The organism is Stenotrophomonas sp. YJH_SMC_120, from assembly GCF_059368675.1.
In genome coordinates this window covers 29,361-46,611 of the sequence record NZ_JCAFRY010000010.1, presented here as the reverse complement: position 1 = coordinate 46,611, position 17,251 = coordinate 29,361, and the positions used below count along the sequence as shown (strand labels likewise).

The 17,251-nt window shown below is 67.7% G+C and carries 16 protein-coding genes; 3 read left to right on the top strand and 13 right to left on the bottom strand.

What is annotated here, in order from left to right:
- The first annotated feature begins 89 nt into the window (after positions 1-89).
- Positions 90-842, top strand: coding sequence for a Crp/Fnr family transcriptional regulator (locus AC5P60_RS13180; RefSeq protein ID WP_483692751.1), 753 nt, complete (start codon positions 90-92; stop codon positions 840-842).
- Between the two features lie 102 nt (positions 843-944).
- Here AC5P60_RS13180 and thrC read toward each other — a convergent pair whose 3' ends face one another.
- From thrC to AC5P60_RS13155, 5 genes are all read right to left on the bottom strand, one after another.
- Complete coding sequence (gene thrC / locus AC5P60_RS13175) at positions 945-2,231, bottom strand: threonine synthase (RefSeq protein WP_483692752.1); 1,287 nt, start codon at positions 2,229-2,231, stop codon at positions 945-947.
- A 29-nt stretch (positions 2,232-2,260) separates the two neighbouring features.
- On the bottom strand, positions 2,261-3,175 hold the full coding sequence (locus AC5P60_RS13170; RefSeq protein ID WP_483692753.1) for a homoserine kinase: 915 nt from the start codon (positions 3,173-3,175) through the stop codon (positions 2,261-2,263).
- Positions 3,172-5,676: a bifunctional aspartate kinase/homoserine dehydrogenase I gene (gene thrA / locus AC5P60_RS13165; protein WP_111173159.1), complete on the bottom strand. Its 2,505-nt coding sequence runs from the start codon at positions 5,674-5,676 to the stop codon at positions 3,172-3,174. Before thrA ends, AC5P60_RS13170 begins: the two co-directional genes overlap by 4 nt.
- A 357-nt stretch (positions 5,677-6,033) precedes the next feature.
- Positions 6,034-6,984 (bottom strand): DMT family transporter, encoded by a 951-nt coding sequence (locus AC5P60_RS13160; RefSeq protein ID WP_049403203.1) that lies wholly within the window; start codon positions 6,982-6,984, stop codon positions 6,034-6,036.
- Between the two features lie 119 nt (positions 6,985-7,103).
- Positions 7,104-7,802: a helix-turn-helix transcriptional regulator gene (locus AC5P60_RS13155; protein ID WP_049403202.1), complete on the bottom strand. Its 699-nt coding sequence runs from the start codon at positions 7,800-7,802 to the stop codon at positions 7,104-7,106.
- Between the two features lie 81 nt (positions 7,803-7,883).
- Here AC5P60_RS13155 and AC5P60_RS13150 point away from each other — a divergent pair, with 81 nt between their 5' ends.
- Positions 7,884-8,663: a DUF6491 family protein gene (locus AC5P60_RS13150; protein ID WP_495201755.1), complete on the top strand. Its 780-nt coding sequence runs from the start codon at positions 7,884-7,886 to the stop codon at positions 8,661-8,663.
- Here the strand turns inward: AC5P60_RS13150 and AC5P60_RS13145 are convergent.
- The 3 genes from AC5P60_RS13145 to AC5P60_RS13135 all read right to left on the bottom strand — a co-directional run bounded on the left by AC5P60_RS13145 (position 8,660) and on the right by AC5P60_RS13135 (position 10,629).
- Complete coding sequence (locus AC5P60_RS13145; RefSeq protein ID WP_012480021.1) at positions 8,660-9,712, bottom strand: linear amide C-N hydrolase; 1,053 nt, start codon at positions 9,710-9,712, stop codon at positions 8,660-8,662. The genes AC5P60_RS13150 and AC5P60_RS13145 overlap by 4 nt on opposite strands.
- A 69-nt stretch (positions 9,713-9,781) precedes the next feature.
- Positions 9,782-10,195, bottom strand: coding sequence for a DUF6691 family protein (locus AC5P60_RS13140; protein ID WP_005409414.1), 414 nt, complete (start codon positions 10,193-10,195; stop codon positions 9,782-9,784).
- Positions 10,192-10,629 carry a YeeE/YedE family protein gene (locus AC5P60_RS13135; RefSeq protein WP_049452951.1) on the bottom strand — a complete coding sequence of 146 codons (438 nt, stop codon included), beginning with the start codon at positions 10,627-10,629 and terminating at the stop codon, positions 10,192-10,194. The genes AC5P60_RS13140 and AC5P60_RS13135 overlap by 4 nt, the downstream gene beginning before the upstream one ends.
- 86 nt (positions 10,630-10,715) lie before the next feature.
- Here AC5P60_RS13135 and AC5P60_RS13130 point away from each other — a divergent pair, with 86 nt between their 5' ends.
- The gene (locus tag AC5P60_RS13130; RefSeq protein ID WP_033833280.1) at positions 10,716-11,036 is read left to right on the top strand and encodes an ArsR/SmtB family transcription factor; all 321 of its coding nucleotides are present in this window, start codon (positions 10,716-10,718) and stop codon (positions 11,034-11,036) included.
- A 15-nt stretch (positions 11,037-11,051) separates the two neighbouring features.
- Here AC5P60_RS13130 and AC5P60_RS13125 read toward each other — a convergent pair whose 3' ends face one another.
- The 5 genes from AC5P60_RS13125 to AC5P60_RS13105 all read right to left on the bottom strand — a co-directional run bounded on the left by AC5P60_RS13125 (position 11,052) and on the right by AC5P60_RS13105 (position 17,184).
- A complete protein-coding gene (locus AC5P60_RS13125; protein WP_258391736.1) occupies positions 11,052-11,306 on the bottom strand; it encodes a BLUF domain-containing protein in 255 nt (84 codons plus the stop codon).
- A gap of 250 nt (positions 11,307-11,556) precedes the next feature.
- The gene (locus AC5P60_RS13120; RefSeq protein ID WP_483692754.1) at positions 11,557-12,690 is read right to left on the bottom strand and encodes a hybrid sensor histidine kinase/response regulator; all 1,134 of its coding nucleotides are present in this window, start codon (positions 12,688-12,690) and stop codon (positions 11,557-11,559) included.
- Positions 12,687-13,262 carry a chemotaxis protein CheB gene (locus AC5P60_RS13115; RefSeq protein ID WP_483692755.1) on the bottom strand — a complete coding sequence of 192 codons (576 nt, stop codon included), beginning with the start codon at positions 13,260-13,262 and terminating at the stop codon, positions 12,687-12,689. The genes AC5P60_RS13120 and AC5P60_RS13115 overlap by 4 nt, the downstream gene beginning before the upstream one ends.
- Complete coding sequence (locus tag AC5P60_RS13110) at positions 13,262-14,086, bottom strand: CheR family methyltransferase (protein WP_005409408.1); 825 nt, start codon at positions 14,084-14,086, stop codon at positions 13,262-13,264. Before AC5P60_RS13110 ends, AC5P60_RS13115 begins: the two co-directional genes overlap by 1 nt.
- Positions 14,083-17,184, bottom strand: a complete 3,102-nt coding sequence (locus tag AC5P60_RS13105; protein WP_483692756.1) for a hybrid sensor histidine kinase/response regulator — start codon at positions 17,182-17,184, stop codon at positions 14,083-14,085. Before AC5P60_RS13105 ends, AC5P60_RS13110 begins: the two co-directional genes overlap by 4 nt.
- Between the last annotated feature and the right edge of the window lie 67 nt (positions 17,185-17,251).

Below are 17,251 nucleotides of genomic sequence, written 5' to 3'. Positions count from 1 at the left end.
CGACATTCTAGCGCCCCCGCCTCGGGCAGGGTCGAACGGCCGCTTGAAGTATCATAAGGCCCTCCCCGCCCGCGATACGCCCCCGCAACATGTCACGGCCTTCCGGCGCTCCGCCCGCCACCAACGATTCCGCCTCGCCGTCCTGCAACACGCTGGACTGCCTGCACTGCTCGGTTCGCCACCTTGCGGTGTGCTCGGCGCTGTCGCCCGATGAAGTGCAGGCACTGGAACAGGTCACCGTTTCCCAGCAGGTCGGCATGGGCAGTACCCTGGCCCGCACCGGCGAAGAGCGCGACCATGTCTATACATTGACCGGCGGCGCCCTGCGCCTGGTGCGCACCCTGGCCGATGGCCGCCGCCAGATCAATGGCTTCGTGCTTCCCGGCGACTACCTGGGCCTGAGCGGCAGTGACCACCACCGCTACGATATCGAGGCCATCGCAGACAGCCGCGTATGCCGTGTCGCGCTGCCGCAGATGAAGGCGCTTCGCAGCCGCTTCCCGCACCTGGAACGCAAGCTGCTGCAGCGTGCCTGCCAGGAGCTGGACGCCGCGCAGGATGCCGCGCTGGCACTGGCGCGGCTGCAGCCGGCCGAGAAAGTGGCCGACTTCCTGCTGCGCCTGGCCGCGCGCGAGGCCAAGCTGGGTGGCGATGGCCTGCGCGTCTCGCTGCCGATGGGGCGTGGCGACATCGCCGACCATCTGGGCCTGACCATGGAAACGGTCAGCCGTACCTTCACCAAGCTGCGCCAGCAGGGGCTGATTGCCCTGCCCCACCTGAACGTGGTGGAGATCCTCGACGAGGACGGGTTGCGCACGCTGGCCGGTGAAGGGTTGATCTGACCGCATCGCGGTTCGCTGGGTTGCCGGCCAGCGGCCGGCACTACCAGGTGGACGCAGCACGGGTAGTGCCGGCCGCTGGCCGGCAACCACGTCCATCTCCGGTCAACGCAGCAACACCTCGCGCAACGCCGCATACTCCGCGGCCAACGGTTCCGCGTGCGCGGGCCGCTGCAGCAACGCATCCAGCGCAGGCGGCACCGCCACCGTTTCGCCGATCAGCGGCTCGACCACGGCCTCGAACTTGGCCGGGTGCGCCGTGGCCACCACCGCCCAGTCGCCCTTGGCGCCGCGCGCACGCAGGTCCTGCAGCACCTTCACCGCTGTGGCCGTATGCGGGCAGAACAGTTCGCCGTTGCTGGCGTGCGCCGCCGCAATCGTCGCGCGGATGGTCACGTCATCCACCGCGAACGCGCGGAACGCAGCGCGCAGCTCGGCGTCATCTCCGAGGTAAAGCCAGCGCAGGCGTTCAAAGTTGCTGGGCGCCCCTACGTCCATTGCATTGGCCACGGTGGCCACGCTGGCCTGCGGCTGGTAGTCGCCGCCATTGAAGTACGCCGGCAGTACCGCATTGGCATTGGTGGCCAGCACGATCTGCCCGATCGGCACGCCCTGCGCGCGCGCCAGCACGGCCGCCATCGCATTGCCAAGGTTGCCGGTCGGCACCACCAGGTTGAGCCGACGACGATGCGTCGCGTAATGGGACAACGCCGCATGCGCGTAATAACTCATCTGCGGCAGCAGGCGGCCGAGGCTGATGCTGTTGGCCGAACTCAGCGGCACCTGCGCCTGCAGTTCGCGGTCAGCCAGTGCCTGCTTGACCATCGCCTGGCAATCGTCGAACGCGCCGGCCACGCGCAGCGCCTGGATGTTGTCGCCGAAACAACCGAGCTGATGCGCCTGGCGCGGTGACACGCGGCCATCCGGATACAGCACTACCACGCGCACGCCGGGCTGGCGATGGAAGGCCGCAGCAACGGCGGCGCCGGTATCGCCAGACGTGGCGACAACAATCGTCAGATCGCGGTCCTTGCCGGCCTGCAGCCGCGACAGTGTTCCGGCCAGGAAGCGCGCACCGATATCCTTGAACGCCGCCGTCGGCCCATGGAACAGCTCCAGCACATGGTCACCGCCGCCCAGTGCACGCAGCGGCACCTGAAAGTCGAACGCTTCCCGGCAGATCGACGGCAACGCAGACTCCAGCGCGTCGCCGGAAAAGAACGGTGCCAGCAGATCGGCGGCGGTATCGGCCAGCGTTGCGCCGGCCCGCAGCTCACGTGCCGTCGGCAGCACCTGCGGAACATACAGCCCTCCATCGGGCGCCAATCCTGAAGCGATCGCCGCACTGAGGCCAACGGCCGGGGACTGACCCCGGGTCGAAACAAATTGCATGGGTTCGGTATCCAGTAAAGGGGAAGGATTCAGCACAAGCGGGCTCCCGGTGCATCCAGCGGCGACACCCAGGCATCGCTGTCGAAACCGGCGGCGGCAAATGCCGCCTGCACCGGTGCGGCAGCGGTGCGGGCCTGGTCGGCGTCCTCGAACCAGGCGAACACGCTGGGTCCGGCACCGGAGATGCCCGCACCCATTGCATGGGCCGACAGCGCCGCATCGCGGGCTGCTTCGAAACCTGCAATCAGGCCGGCCCGCCGTGGTTCCACCAGCACATCGCGCAATCCAGCCCGCACCAGCGCCGCATCACTACGATGGCAACCACTGAGTACCAGCGCGAGGTTCGCACTCTGTGCCACGAATTCACCCAGCGCGTAGCTGCCCTGCAGCACCTGGCGCGCACGGCGTGTTTCCAGCACCGCGTGCGGATGCACCAGCAGGCTGTGCCAGGTCGCCGGCACCGGAATTGGCAGCAGGCGATCGGCCGTACACAGCGCAAGACCACCCAGCAGCAGCGGCCCCACGTTGTCGCCGTGGCGGCCACCGCTGGCCACCGCCTCGCCATCCAGCGCAAACGGATACAGCGCCTCGCGCGACAGCGGTACATCCAGCAGCGCGTTGGCGGCAACCAGCGCCGCAACGCATGACGCTGCCGAACCGCCCATGCCGGAACCGAACGGAATGCCCTTGTCGATCTCCACCGCGAAACCGAAGTCCAGGCCCAGGCCTTCGCGCAGTGACATCAGCGCAGCGCCGGCTGTGTTCCCGGCTGCCTCCAGCGGCAGCTCGACGGCACTGCCGCGAATCGCCTCGATGCGCACCAGCGGCTCGTCGATGCGGCGCACGCTCACGGTATCGCCAACACCGGAAATGGCGTGACCGAGAATATCGAAGCCCACCGCTACGTTGGCCACCGAGGCCGGCGCGAACGCACGTGCGATCACAGGCGCGCTCCTTCACCGGCCGCGACCCGCAGCAGGTCGGCAAACACACCGGCGGCGGTGACTTCCGGGCCGGCCCCCGGACCCTGCACCACCAACGGGTTGTCGCAGTAGCGACGGGTACGGAACTGCACCACGTTATCGGTCAACCGAAGGTTGGCGAAGGCGTGGTCGGTGGGCAGTTCCTGCAGGCCCACCGAGGCACCGTCAGCGCCCAGCCGTGCCACGTAGCGCAGCACCGCGCCACGCGCCCGCGCGTCCTGCAACCGCTGCAACAGGCTGGCATCGGACTCGCCCAGCCGCGCCATGAAGTCATCCACGCTGCCGTCGCGCAGCAGCGCCGGCACCAGGCTTTCCACCTGTACCTGTTCCAGGCTGAGCGCGTGGCCGGCCTCGCGGGCGAGGATCACCAGCTTGCGCGCCACGTCCACGCCCGAAAGATCATCGCGCGGGTCCGGCTCGGTGTAGCCCATCGACCGCGCCTGCGCGACCAGCTGCGAGAACGGCTGACTGCCGTCGAAGCGGTTGAACAGCCACGCCAGCGTGCCTGAGAAGATGCCTTCGATTGCCAGCACCTCGTCGCCCGTATCGACCAGATCACGCAGCGTGGTGATCACCGGCAGGCCCGCACCCACCGTGGCTTCGTAGCGGAAGCGCGCACCACTGGCCGCCGCAGCAGCACGGATGCGCTGGTAGCGCGGCAGCGGGCCAGCACCGGCCTGCTTGTTCGGGGTCACCACGTGGATGCCGGCAGCCAGCCAGCCCTCATAGCGCTCGGCCACGTCAGCGCTGCCACTGCAGTCGATCACCACCGCATGCGGCAGGTGCGCGGCCAGCAGGTGTTCGGTGAAGCGATCCAGGTCGCTGGGCTCGCCCGCGTCCTGCAATGCCTCCCGCCAATCGGCGTGCAGGCCATCCACTTCCAGCCGCATGCGCGAACGCGAGGCCAGCGCACGCAGGCGAAGATCCACATTGGCCTTGGCCAGCAGCTGCAGGCGGGCCGCCAGCAGCTGGTCCAGCAGTGCCGCGCCGACGTTGCCCGGCCCGATCACGCCGACCGCGAACGTCTGCGGCGACAGCCAGAAGCCCGCATGTGCGGCCCGCAATGCGCGGGTGGCATCGGCACTGTCCACCGCCACAGAAATATTGCGCTCCGACGAGCCCTGCGCGATCGCCAGGATGTTCACCTGCGCGCGTCCCAGCGCCTCGAACAGGCGCGCCGCCACACCGGGCTGGCCGGCCATGCCGTCACCCACTGCCGCCAGCACGCTGACGCCCTCACTGACCTGCACGCGCTGTACCTGCCCTACCGACAGTTCATGCGCGAACGCGTGCAGCAGTGCCTCACGGCCACGCGCCGCTTCGGCGGCGCGCACCACGCAGCAGATCGAATGCTCTGACGAACCCTGCGAGATCATCACCACCGACACCTGCGCCTGGCGCAGCGCCGCGAACACGCGCTCGGCGGTACCGGGCACGCCGATCAGGCCGGTGCCCTCCAGGTTCAACAGGGCCAAGCCGGGGCTCAGGGTCAGGCCCTTCACCGGCCCGCGCGGCGAGCGCTCGGCGCTGATGCGCGTCCCCGGATGCGCCGGCTGGAAGGTATTGCGGATGAAGATCGGCAGGCCGAGGCGGATGGCCGGCGACATCGTCTGCGGGTGCACCACCTTGGCGCCGAAATAAGCCAGCTCGCAGGCCTCGTCGTAGCTCAGTGATTCCAGCTGCACCGCTTCGGGCACCAGTCGCGGGTCGGCCGACAGCACGCCGTCGACGTCGGTCCAGATGTGCAGTTCATCGGCATTGAACAACGCAGCGAAGATCGCGCCGGAATAGTCGCTGCCGTTGCGGCCGAGCGTGGTGATGCGGTCATGGCGGTCACGGGCAACGAAACCGGTGGCGACCAGGCGCATCTGCGGATGCCGCAGGCGCCACTTCGCCAGGCGGTCCGCGCTGGACTCCCAGTCGACATCCACACCCAGTTCGCCATGCCCGACCACCAGCACGTCGCGTGCATCGAGTACCGCACAGTCTTCGCCCAAGGCACGCAGGTGGGTGCCAAGCAGCTGCGCGGAGAATACTTCGCCCAGGCCCTGCACGCGGTCGAGTACTTCGCGCGGCAGCTCGCCGATCACCGCCAGCGCCGCCAGCACTTCGGCCAGTTGATCGAAGCGGGCGTCGATCCATTCGACGGTCTCGCCCACCTGCTCGCCCAGCAGGGCCACGGCGGCGCCACGGTGACGCGCGCGCAGCGCATGCCAGGCCTCGCGCCAGCCTTCGTCGCCCTTGGCCGCCAGCTGGGCCAGTTCGATCAGCGCGTCAGTGACGCCCTTCATTGCCGAAACGACAGTGACCTGCAGCGATTCGGGACGGGCCAGCAGCAGGCCCGCAACATGGCGGTAGCGCTCGGCATCGGCCACCGAGGTGCCGCCGAACTTGTGCACGACGATGGACGGTGCAGCCAGATCGGCCGGGGCAACGGGATGAGCGGGGGCGTGGGAAGACATGCAGACCTCGGCAGGAGGCCCCGTCGCATGCAGGTGTCGAGTTTCCCCGCCACCTGTATGGTGCGGGGCCGTGGTTTTCGGGAGTTACACGAAGACGACGGGCCGCACCAGGGCAGTGGTGACGGTGGTGGTGGTAATGGTGATGGTGGCGACCGGCGCAGTCGAACGGCCCGCAGTGGCGGGAGCGATCAGGCTGGCGTGGGCGGCATCAGGAACCATGACGCACAGAAAACACTGTGCGCCGGCCTGCTGTCAAGTGCTGCGATGCAAAAAACCAGTGCCGCGATCATCGCTCAACGTGCCGGCATTTGGTTGCATCTGAGACCAAGGCGGCATCAGCACGCTTGACGCATGCATTCAGCCAGCATGTTCGGCGATCGCCCGTGGAGTACGATGGGCATGCGCGCACAGCATCACGCCGGCCACCAGGAACACGATCGCCAGCGCTTCCAGCAGCGAAGGCCAGCGCTGCTGCCAGGCGAAGGCATACGCCAGCGCGAACAGCGTCTCGAACACGATCATCTGGCCGGTCAGGGTCAGCGGCAGCAGGCGGCTGGCGCGGTTCCAGAACGCATTGCCGAGGATCGAGGCCACCACCGCCACACCGGCGCTGATTGCCCAGAAGCCACTCCACTGCGCCGCCGTGTGCCCGCTGGTGTGGCCGATGAAGGCCATCGGCACCAGCAGCAGGGCCAGGCCGCCGGTGGTGACGCCGGTCAGCAGCGACCAGTCGTGGCTCGACAAGTCCGGTCGACGCGCCAGCCAGCGGCTGTTGCCGATCGAGTACAACGCCCACGAGAACAGCGCGCCGAACGCGCACAGCAGGCCGATCAGGCGCTGCCGCCACGGGGTTGCCAGGTGCTCGGACATCAGTGCTTCCCAACCAACCAGGGCCACGCCCAGCACGCACAGGCCCAGTGCCGGCAGCAGCTGCTTCAAAGGCACTGCACCCTGTTCGCGCACGCCGACCAGGGTGACCACCACCGGAATCAGGCCGACAATCAGGGACGCCGCCGCACCGCCGGCCCACTGCACCGCCGTGGCCAGCAGCAGGAAGTACACCAGGTTCCCGGCCAGGCTCAGCCACAGCAGCCCGATCCATTCGGCGCGGCCCAGCCGCGGTGCCAGCCGCTTCCAGCGCGGGAGCAGCAGTACTATGGCGATCAGGCCGTAGACCAGATAGCGGCCGGCCGACAATTGCAGGGCGTTGAACGACTGCAGCACGGCGGGCGCGAGGAAGACCACGCCCCACAGCGCGCCAGCGGCAACGCCATTGGCGATGCCCAGGGCCATCGGGTTGTTGCGCATTCGGGTTCTTCGGGGGGAGAGAACAGGCCGCGCAGTGTAAGCGCTGGCCAGCGGGCGCTCTTGACCGAGGCTATTGCCCTGACCGGCCGCGCGTGCGCAAAGCCGAGCGTGGCTCGACCCTACAGTCCGGCGCCCCGGCGCCACGCTGCGGGAGTCTGGTCGCACTCGCGGCGCAGCGCGCGGGTCAGTGCGCTCTGCTCGGAATAGCCCGCGGCCAGCGCGATATCGCTGATCGGCGCCACGCTGGTGCGCAGCTGGTGCTTGGCCCAACGCAACCGGCTTGCGCTGAGCCAGGCCTGCGGGCTGAGCCCGAACTCCTGCCGGAACAGCGCATGCAAACGGCTCTCGCTGACCCCGACGAACGCCGCCATGCGCGCCACCGGCCACGCCTGCCCGGGGTCGGCCTGGACCGCCGCACACAGACCCTGCATGCGCGCGCCACTGCCAGCAGGCGCAAATACCTGCAGCAACTGCGGCAGCAGCGCCGGCATCGGCTGCCCTGCCTGCACTTCAGCCAGGCGTCGGCGCAATGCCAGCGGCAGATGCAGCCATCGCTGCCGGCACAGATGCTCCTGCGTGCCGTCATCAAGTACGCCCGGAGGACAGTCAACGATCACGAAACCATTGGGACCATCAGCCATCTGGTCATGCGCCTCACCGGCGGCCACGAATGCCCCCTGCAGCACGTCCAGCCGACCTCCGCGGCCTTCCATTTCGAACTGCAGTTCACCCTGCACTGGCAGCACCCACTGCGCGTAGTCATGGCGATCCAGGCCGGTGGCCTGGCCGTAGTGCCGCAGATGGAAGATGGCGCCCATCTGGGCAGTGTGCGCGTGTAACAACGGCCGTGCAAACCGTTGCTATAGTCGATCCGTCATCCAACGCAGGGAGTGCAGGACATGACCCATCAGCAGGTGTCCCTGGCGCTCGCCACCGACCTCGGCCTGGCGCTCGCCGCTTCGGCCTCCGCACAGGAGCGTACGCCACCGGCTCCGCACTGCATGGACGCTGTCGGCGTACAGGAAGTGGAGCAGGCATCACCGCGCTCGATTGCACTGCGCGCCGCCTCCGGCCAGGCCTTTCGGATCGACTTCAACGAAGATTGTCCCGGCGTCCGCAGTGCCACCTCGCTGAAACTGGAAGCCCCCGCCGGCTGGGCCTGCGGCCGCCCCAGCGAACGCGTCGTGGTCGACGGCCGCCGATGCACCATCAGCGCGGTCACCCCGCTGCAGAATCGCGACTACGCCAGCGTCGCCCGCGACAGCGACCGCCTGCGCACCGCTACCCTGCCTGCCATGACCATCCGCGAACGCAAGGAGGTGCGTCGCAGCTTCGGCGGCTCACCGTCCTACTGCTTTGCCACGCGCAACGTGCGTGCCTGGTCATCCGACCCGCAGGGCATGCTGGTGGAGACCAATCCGCGCCGCAATGGCGGCCATCGCTACTACCGGGTCGAACTCGGCAGCCACTGCCGCCAGCTCGACCGCGCGCCGCAGCTGAGCTTCCACTCGGGCCTGCAGAACGGCCTGATCTGTGGCAATCCCGGCGATCGGATCATGACTGCCGAATTCGAGACAGACGATCTGCGCGGTGAAAGCATCGCCCCGCTGCCGCAGTACACGCGCGGCAGCTGCACGATCCAGGCGGTCTACCCGGCCTCCAGCCAGGCGTCGAACTAACCGTCGACGCCGAGGAAGGCGAACGGTGCGCTGGGCACGAACTGGCCCAGTGCATCACCGGCGAAGGTATTGCGCTGGTCCTTGCCGAGGTCGAGCTTGAGCACCTTGCCGGCGAAATCGACCTTGTTCAGATCGACCCAGAAGGTGTTCGGGGTCAATGCCGATTCGAAGAAGTACAGCCGCCGCTTGTGGTCGGCCACGGTGCGCCAGCGCGTGGATGAGATGTTCGGCTCACCCGGCGTGGTGATGCCATACGGCACCGACGCGTTGCGGATCACGCTGAACACACTGGCCAGGGCCTCCACCGGATCCTCGGCCTTGGGAATGGCGTTGATGTAGAACGAGGCGCGCGCGAAACGATCAGCAGAGCGGTTGGTGCCCGGCAGCATCACCGTGCCGCCGATCTGCTGCCAGTAGCTGTTGAGCGCCAGCTGCTGCTCGAAGATCGGCGAATTGGTCATCACCTGGTAGCGCCGGTCATGGTGGATCACCTGGCGGCCGCCGATGTACTCGACGATGGCACTGTCGCCGCTGGCATCGGACAGCGACAGGTGCAGCGTCGCCTGCCGATCTTCACCGGGCACCTTGTCGGTGACGATCGAGTACGGCTCGCGCTTCAACGCGGCGACCGCCTCTTCCACGGTAGCGAAGTTGTCCAGCACATACTGCGCCCACAGCGAAATCGCCAGGCCCGGCTTGTTGCCACGCTGCTGCGGATACTCCGATTCGACCAGCCACAGCAGGTTGGCCACCAGGCCCTTTTCGTTCATGCCATCGGTGGTCGACACATCGTAGCCGGTGGCCACCACCGAGCCGTAGCGCGCGGTCCACGCCAGCGACTTCGGGCCGGCCTGGCCTGTGCGCGCAATGCCGCGCGGCAGTATGTAGAGGTTGGTCGCCACATCGACCTTCCAGTCCATCGAGCGCGCGGTGATCACATCGCCGTTGTCACCCAGGTACACCGCGCGCGTGCAGGCCAGTGCCGGTGCCACGGCTGCGGCCAGCGCGACCGCCAGCATTCCCCTTCCCATCCACTTCATCCGTGCCATGTCGTTGCACTCCTTTTCCCCGTGATCCGAAGATAGGACCCCAGGCAGGGTGAGACAGGGGTGAAAGCCTCAACGGACGAAGCGGTCGTGCAGCCAGAATCCTGCAAGCATCGAAGGCACGAACCACAGGGCTTCGCGCGACGCCACGGCCACCCCGGCGATGGCCGGTCCTGGGCAATAGCCCGCCCAACCCCAGCCGATCCCGAACAGCGCGGCACCCAGCAGCAGGCGAGCATCCACACGCCGGGTAACAGGCAGCCGGAAGCGGTCTGCGTACAGCGGCTGCTGTCGCCGCAACACCCACCGCTGCCCGATCGCGCTGACCAGCAGCGCCGAGCCCAGCACCCACAGCAGCGTGGGATCGAAGTCACCGGTGATGTCGAGGAAGCCGAGAACACGACGCGCGTCGGTCATTCCCGAAAGTGCCAACCCCATGCCAAACAACGCGCCCGCCGCGCCGGCGGCCCAGACTGCGCGGCTCATGTTGGGCCTCCGCCATGACGGACCAGGAAGGTGGTCAGCATCGCGCAGGCCATGAACACCAGCACGGCCGCCAGCGATCGCTTCGAACCGCGGGCCATGCCGCAGACACCGTGACCGCTGGTGCAGCCATTGCCCAGCCGCGTACCGAAGCCGACCAGCAGGCCGGCTCCCATCAACTGCCATGCCGGCAGCGCATCACGCAGCAGCGCACGCGGCGATGCCTCGGGCACTGATTGCCACCACAGCACCAGCCCCGCCGATGCGGCCAGGCCGGCCAGGAAGGCCCAGCGCCAGGCACGCTCGCCCTTGCCTGCGCGCAGGCTGCCTGCGGTGATGCCGCTGATGCCCGCCACGCGCCCGATGGTGGCGAGCAACAGCACCGCAGCGGCGCCGATCAACGCACCACCTGCCGCCGCACTCCATGGCAGGTTCATGCCCTGCCCTCTTCGCTGCCGTACATGGGATTGCCCATTTATTTAGATTACCCTAAATTAGATCATCCTAAACAAAATGGTCAACCATGGCCCGGACCCAGCTCGACAGCGCCGCGATGGCCGAACACGCGACGCAGGCAGCCACGCTGCTTAAAAGCCTGGCCCACCCGGCCCGGCTGCGGGTGCTGTGCCGCCTGGTGGAAGGTGAAGCGCCGGTACCGGAACTGCAGGCACTGACTGGCCTGAGCGCATCGGCGTTGTCACAGCATCTGGCGGTGCTGCGCGGACTGGATATCGTGGCGACCCGGCGCGAAGCGCAGGCGATCCACTACCGGGTTCTTCAAGGGCCCGCACTGGGCGTGCTGCAGGCGCTGCATGCGGCGTACTGCGGTGCTGCTTCGCGCTGAATCCGGCGCAGACCATCAGCCTGCGTGCAGCGCCGGCTGCACCACCTGATCGAGCAGGTCCACTGGCGTCGGTGCCGAACGATCGCGCTGCAGGCTCCGTGAGAATCCGGACCGGTCACTGCAGGAAAGCTGGCACAGCATCGACGCGTCGAACGGCAGCGAAAGCATCGGCCAATAGGGAAACTGGCGCTGGCCCAGGCGGCCGCGTCCCAGTCCGGTGATGTCGATGTGGCTTGCTGCCTGCAGGATGCGCTCGTAGATCGATGCCATCCGGTGGCCCCTCGATGTACTGCAGGCAACCCTTGCCATCACGCAGCAGCACGCCGGTCACCCTGCCAGCTTGTCGAATCGTGCCGCGTCCTCCACCAGCCGATGCAGGCACTCGGCGGACAGGTCCGGCAGCGCCCGGCTGACGTAGGCGATGGCGCGCAATGGCATGGCGCTTCCCTGACAGAATATGCACCCACGCTGGCAGTTGCGGACCAGTCGTCTCAGTCCGCCGGAACGCTGGCCGAAGCGTTCAGGTTGCCGCCAAGACCGTGCCGTCGCAGCGCCGTGGCAGCATTGCCTCGAACACCACCTGGCCCGCTTCGTTGCGGGCCGCAATGCGCCCGCCGTGCGCGCGGACGAACTGATCGACGATGTACAGGCCCAGGCCCAGGCCCTTGCTCTGGTGGAAGCTGGCCTTGAACGGTTCGAACAGTCGCGGCAACAGCGCGTCATCGATCCGGCCGGCGTTGCTGACCCGCAGCAGCACGCTGCGCGGGTCGCGCCCATCCACCTCCACCCTGGCCTCGCTGCCATGGGTCAGCGCATTGCCGACCAGGTTGGCGGCGACCTGGCCAAGGCGATCCAGATCGCCCTGCAGCCGCGTGTCTCCCTGCAGGTCCAGGCAGATCCGGTCCATCCCATGCGCGCTGCCCGCCTCGGCGACTACCGCGCGCGTTACGTCGGCCAGATCGCAGGCACTTGCCTCCAGCCTCAGGCCACCGCTGCGGATCCGCGAGAAATCCAGCAGCTGCTCGACCATCCGCGCCATCCGCAGGGTGCTGGCTTCCAGGTACTGCAGGGTCTGCTGCGCGCCTGCGTTGTCTTCCGGAAGCTCCAGCGCCAGCTTGTCGGTGCACAGCAGGATCGCCGACAACGGCGTGCGCAGGTCGTGGGTCAGAACGGCAGCCATCGTCTCGTTGAGCTTCAGCGCGCGCTCCAGAGCCTCGTTGCGCGCCTTCAGCAGCTGCCGCTGCTGGTACAGTTCGATGAAGACGTTGACCTTGCTCAGGATCACCTGCGGCGCCACCGGCTTGTGCAGGAAATCGACCGCACCGCTTTCGTAGCCCTTGAACACGCGCAGGGGATCATCCGGAGAGGCGGTCAGGAAGATGATCGGCACGTCGCGGCTGCGATGCGAACCGCGCATCAGTTCGGCCAGGGTGAAGCCATCGATCTCCGGCATGTGCACGTCAAGCAGGGCCAATGCCACCTCGTGCTCGAGCAGCAGCTCCAACGCCTGCGCGCCCGAGCCGGCCAGCAGCAGGTTGACCCCTTCGCGCTGCAGCAGGGCCTGCATGGCTACCAGGTTCTGCGGCACGTCATCGACGATCAGCAGGTTGACCGGGGTCTGCGACTGCGCAGGTTCCGGTGGCAACAGGTTCATGCAAACAACTCCTTCAGGCGGCGACACATCAGTTCAAGGGGCAGCACGGCATCGGCGCCGGCGTACTGCAGGGCGGAAGCGGGCATCATCGACGCCTCGGCCTCCTCGGGACATTGCAGCCAGGCATGGCCACCGGCACGGCGCACGGCGGCAACGCCCTCGCTGCCATCACTGCTGGCACCGGTCAGCAGCAGGGCCAATACCTGCGCGCCGAACACCGCAGCGGCGGAGTCGAACAGCGGATCGATGGCCGGACGGGAAAACAGCACCGGTGCATCCACCGACAACGCCAACGCCCCCTCGTCCTCCACCAGCAGGTGGTAATCCGGCGGCGCGAACGTCACCGTGCCCGGCTGCAACGGCTGCTTGTCTTCGGCTTCGCGCACCGGCAACGCGCAGTAAGGCGCCAGCACCTCGGCGATGCGGCTGGTGCGGTCTCGCGGCAGGTGCAGCACGGCCAGTACCGGTACCGGCAGCTTCGCCGGCAGTGCACCGAGCACCGCCTGCAGGGCCGCCACGCCACCGGCGGACGCGCCGATCACCAGCACGGCCGGACGCACCGGCAGCGCCATCAGGCCACCTTCCGGTACAGGCGGTGCTCTCGCGAACAGACCTCGAAGGCATCGTGGTGGCACCCGAACTGCAGCGACTCCTTGCTGCCCAGGCCAAGGAAGCCCCGGTGCACCAGCGCTTCGCGGAACAGGCCGACGGCACGGTCCTGCAGGTCGCGGTTGAAATAGATCAGCACGTTGCGGCACGACACCAGGTGCACTTCGGAGAACACGGTATCGGTGGCCAGGCTGTGGTCGGCGAACACCACGTTGCGGCGCAGTTGGCGGTCGAACACCGCACCATCGTAGGCGGTAGCGTAGTAGTCCGACAGCGACGCGGTGCCACCGGCGGCCAGGTAGTTGCGGCTGAACTGGGCCATCCTGTCGATGCCATAGGCGCCCGCCTCGGCGGTGGCCAGCGCGGCCGGATTGATGTCGGTGGCATAGACGATGCTGCGCTCGAGCAGGCCTTCCTCATGCAGCAGGATCGCCAGCGACCACACTTCCTCGCCCGTGCTGCAGCCGGCCACCCACAGCTTCACCGAGGGATAGGTACGCAGCACTGGCACCACCTGCTCGCGCAGCTCACGGAAATACGCAGGGTCACGGAACATCTCCGAGACCTGCACGGTGAAGAACTGCATGGCCTGCGCGAACAGGTCCGGCTCGTGCAGCAGCCGGTACTGCAGGTCGACCAGCCGCTCGCACTCATAGCGCTGCATCGCCTGGCGCATGCGTCGGCGCAGCGACGACACCGCATAGCTGCGGAAATCGTAGTGGTAGCGCTGGTACAGCGCCTCCAGCAGGACCTTCAGTTCCAGGTCGAACAGCGCCTGTTCGTTCATTGCCGCGAGCACCAGACCCGGCACAGCGAGACCAGCTTGTCGACGTCGATGGGCTTGGCGATGTAATCGTTGGCGCCCGCCTGCAGGCAACGCTCACGGTCGTCCGGCATGGCCTTGGCAGTCAGCGCGATGATCGGCAGGTCCTGCAGGTGACGCTGCGCGCGGATCTCGCGCATCGCGGCCAGGCCATCCTTCTCCGGCATCATGATGTCCATCAGCACCAGGTCGACTTCGCGCTCGGCCAGGCGGTCCACTGCCTCCTGCCCATTGCGCGCGATCTCCAGCGTCACGCCCAGCGGCTCGAGCACGCTGGACAGCGCAAAGATGTTGCGCACGTCGTCCTCGGCCAGCAGTACGGTGCGTCCATCGAGCACGGTGTCGCGACGGCGCGCCTCGCGCAGCAGGCGCTGCTGGTCGCTGGGCAGGCTGGCTTCCACGCTGTGCAGGAACAGGGTGACTTCATCCAGCAGGCGCTCGGGCGAACGCGCGCCCTTGATGATGATGCTCTTGGAATAGCGGCGCAGGCGCTGTTCTTCCTCGCGACCGAGCGCGCGACCGGTATAGACGATCACCGGCGGGAAGCCGACGTCATCGTTGCCGGCCATGTGTTCGAGCAGGTCGTAGCCGCTGCCGTCAGGCAGTGACAGGTCCATCACCATGCAATCAAAGGTGACCGTGCTGAGCTGCTCCAGCGCGCCAGCAAGCGTTCCCACGGCGACGATCTGCAGCTGATCACGGCCCAGCAGCAGTTCCAGGTTGTGGCGCAGCTCGCTGTCGTCCTCGACGATCAGCAGGCGCCGCACGTCGCGCTGGCTGGTCTGTTCCAGCTGCTCGATGGCGCTTACCAGGCGCTCGCGCGTGGTCGGCTTGATCGCAAACCCGATCGCGCCAAGCTCGCGCGCCACCTGGCTGCGGTCCGTTGCCGAGACCACGTGCACCGGGATATGGCGGGTATCGGGGTTGCGCTTCAGGCGCTCCAGCACGCTCAGGCCGGACACGTCCGGCAGGCCGATATCGAGCAGGATGCCGTTCGGTCGCAGTTCGCCGGCCAGGGCCAGCGCCTCTTCGGCCGTCCCGGCCACCACGCAGTCGAAATCCAGTTCATGGGCCAGTGCCACCAGCGCTTCGGCGAACGTGGCGTCGTCCTCGACGGCCAGGATCAGGCGGCCCGGGTGCTGGCGACGACCGCGGTCGTCGGCCACGCTGGGCACCGTCGTCGTCGGCGCCACCGGAGCCCTTGCTGGCACCTGCATCGCCGGCACAGCGGCCGCGACCGGCGAAGCCACGGGAGCTGCGGCGATGTCCGCGGCGTTCGACGCGGGCGCGCCCTGCAACGGCAGTTCCAGAATGAAGCAGCTGCCACGGCCCGGTTCGCTGTCGACCTGGATGCTGCCGCCCATGCGCTCGGCCAGATCGCGCGAGATCGACAGCCCCAGGCCGGTGCCACCGTAGCGGCGACGGGTGCTGCCATCGGCCTGGCGGAAGGCTTCGAAGATGACCTGCAGCTGCTCGCGGGCAATGCCGATACCGCTGTCGCAGACCTCGAAACGGATGCGCCCCTGGCCGGCCGCGCGCACGTGCAGGCTGACCTTTCCATGCTCGGTGAACTTCACCGCATTGGCCAGCAGGTTCTTCAGGATCTGCTGCAGGCGCTGGCTGTCGACCACCAGCTGGCTCGGCGCCAGCGCATCGGCCTCGATCTGCAGGGCCAGGCCCTTCTGCCGCGCCATCGGCTCGAAAGTCTCGCGCAGGCGCTGCAGCACGCTGTCGGTCACCACCACTTCATCGGCCAGCTCGACGTGGCCGGCCTCGATGCGCGACAGGTCCAGGATGTCGTTGATCAGCGCCAGCAGATCGTTGTTGGACGACAGGATCGCACGCGCATACTTCACCTGTTCTTCGGTGAGCGTGCCGTCCTTGTTGTCGGCCAGCAGCTTGGCCAGGATCAGCGAGCTGTTCAGCGGCGTGCGCAGTTCGTGCGACATGTTTGCCAGGAACTCGGACTTGTAGCGCGATGTCGCGGCCAGTTCGTTGCTGTTGCGCACCAGCTGGCTCTGCGCGACCAGCAGTGCCTGCTTCTGCGCCTCCAGCTCGTGGGTCCGCTCTTCCAGCTGGACGTTGCTCTGCTCCAGCTCGGCCTGCTGTTCTTCCAGATGGCTCTGCGACTGCAGCAGGCTGCGGCTCTGCTCTTCCAGTTCCTCATTGGCCACGCGCAGCTCTTCCTGCTGGGCCTGCAGCTCCTCGCCCTGGCGCTGCGATTCCTCCAGCAGCACCACCAGTTGTGCGCGCAGCAGCGATGCACGCAGCGCCATGCCGATGGTCTCGGCGCAGCGCTCCAGCAGCTCGCGATCCAGGTCGCGCTGCGCACCCGCCCGGGCGCGTCCCAGCTCGACGATGCCTACCACGGTGCCGTCACTGCTGATCGGCGCCAGGATGCGCTCGCGCACCGACAGGCGTCCCAGGCCGGTCTGCAGTTCAAGTACAGCGTCGTTGCTGCCCTCCAGGTGACGGATCCGCCCGTCCCGCGCCACCTGCCCGGCCACGCCCTCCTGCAATGCCAGCGACGCCGGCATGCCGGACGGCAGCGCCAGGCCACCGGTCAGCTGCAACCTCCCTCCGTCCAGCCGGTATACGGCACCGACGTCGGCCTCCAGTTGCGCGCCCAGGCTGGTGGCTGCCGCCTCGGCGATCTGCTCGGGACCGAGGTCGCCGCGCAGGCTCATCGCCACCGCGTTTTCGGCCTCCTGCAGCCACAACGCCCGCATTGCATCCCGGCGTGCCTGGATCGCGCGGGAAACGATCAGAGCGATCATCAGGAACGCACAGCCGCCAATGCTGCGGTTGACGAACGAGAACGCCGAATTGGAACTGGCGGGCGCGATGTTGAATCCTATGACCAGCAGGATACAGGCGACCGCAGCCACGATGAATGGGGCGCGTGCACTGCGCTGGAACACCGTGACGCCCACGGCCAGGAAATAGGCCAGCCACACGGCATAGCCAAGCGGGACCACGAGTTCCAACGCGATGGTCGCGGCCAACAGCACAGCGGAGGCCATCCAGATCCAGCGGTCACGCGTAGTCGCACCAGGACGCATGCAGGTCGGTTCCAGAAGACAAAGGGTGGGTGATGGTACTCCGTGTCGCATTCAGCCGCACAGGACA

Bases quoted from the DNA above. Each gene is read 5' to 3' on its own strand.
- AC5P60_RS13180 (WP_483692751.1), top strand. From the start codon at position 90: ATGTCACGGCCTTCCGGCGCTCCGCCCGCCACCAACGATTCCGCCTCG.
- AC5P60_RS13135 (WP_049452951.1), bottom strand. From the start codon at position 10,629: ATGAACCTGCCATGGAGTGCGGCGGCAGGTGGTGCGTTGATCGGCGCC.
- AC5P60_RS13150 (WP_495201755.1), top strand. From the start codon at position 7,884: ATGACCCATCAGCAGGTGTCCCTGGCGCTCGCCACCGACCTCGGCCTG.
- AC5P60_RS13125 (WP_258391736.1), bottom strand. From the start codon at position 11,306: ATGGCATCGATCTACGAGCGCATCCTGCAGGCAGCAAGCCACATCGAC.
- AC5P60_RS13160 (WP_049403203.1), bottom strand. From the start codon at position 6,984: ATGCGCAACAACCCGATGGCCCTGGGCATCGCCAATGGCGTTGCCGCT.
- AC5P60_RS13115 (WP_483692755.1), bottom strand. From the start codon at position 13,262: ATGGCGCTGCCGGTGCGTCCGGCCGTGCTGGTGATCGGCGCGTCCGCC.
- thrA (WP_111173159.1), bottom strand. From the start codon at position 5,676: ATGTCTTCCCACGCCCCCGCTCATCCCGTTGCCCCGGCCGATCTGGCT.
- AC5P60_RS13105 (WP_483692756.1), bottom strand. From the start codon at position 17,184: ATGCGTCCTGGTGCGACTACGCGTGACCGCTGGATCTGGATGGCCTCC.
- AC5P60_RS13145 (WP_012480021.1), bottom strand. From the start codon at position 9,712: ATGGCACGGATGAAGTGGATGGGAAGGGGAATGCTGGCGGTCGCGCTG.
- AC5P60_RS13140 (WP_005409414.1), bottom strand. From the start codon at position 10,195: ATGAGCCGCGCAGTCTGGGCCGCCGGCGCGGCGGGCGCGTTGTTTGGC.
- AC5P60_RS13155 (WP_049403202.1), bottom strand. From the start codon at position 7,802: ATGGGCGCCATCTTCCATCTGCGGCACTACGGCCAGGCCACCGGCCTG.
- AC5P60_RS13120 (WP_483692754.1), bottom strand. From the start codon at position 12,690: ATGAACCTGTTGCCACCGGAACCTGCGCAGTCGCAGACCCCGGTCAAC.
- AC5P60_RS13110 (WP_005409408.1), bottom strand. From the start codon at position 14,086: ATGAACGAACAGGCGCTGTTCGACCTGGAACTGAAGGTCCTGCTGGAG.
- thrC (WP_483692752.1), bottom strand. From the start codon at position 2,231: ATGCAATTTGTTTCGACCCGGGGTCAGTCCCCGGCCGTTGGCCTCAGT.
- AC5P60_RS13130 (WP_033833280.1), top strand. From the start codon at position 10,716: ATGGCCCGGACCCAGCTCGACAGCGCCGCGATGGCCGAACACGCGACG.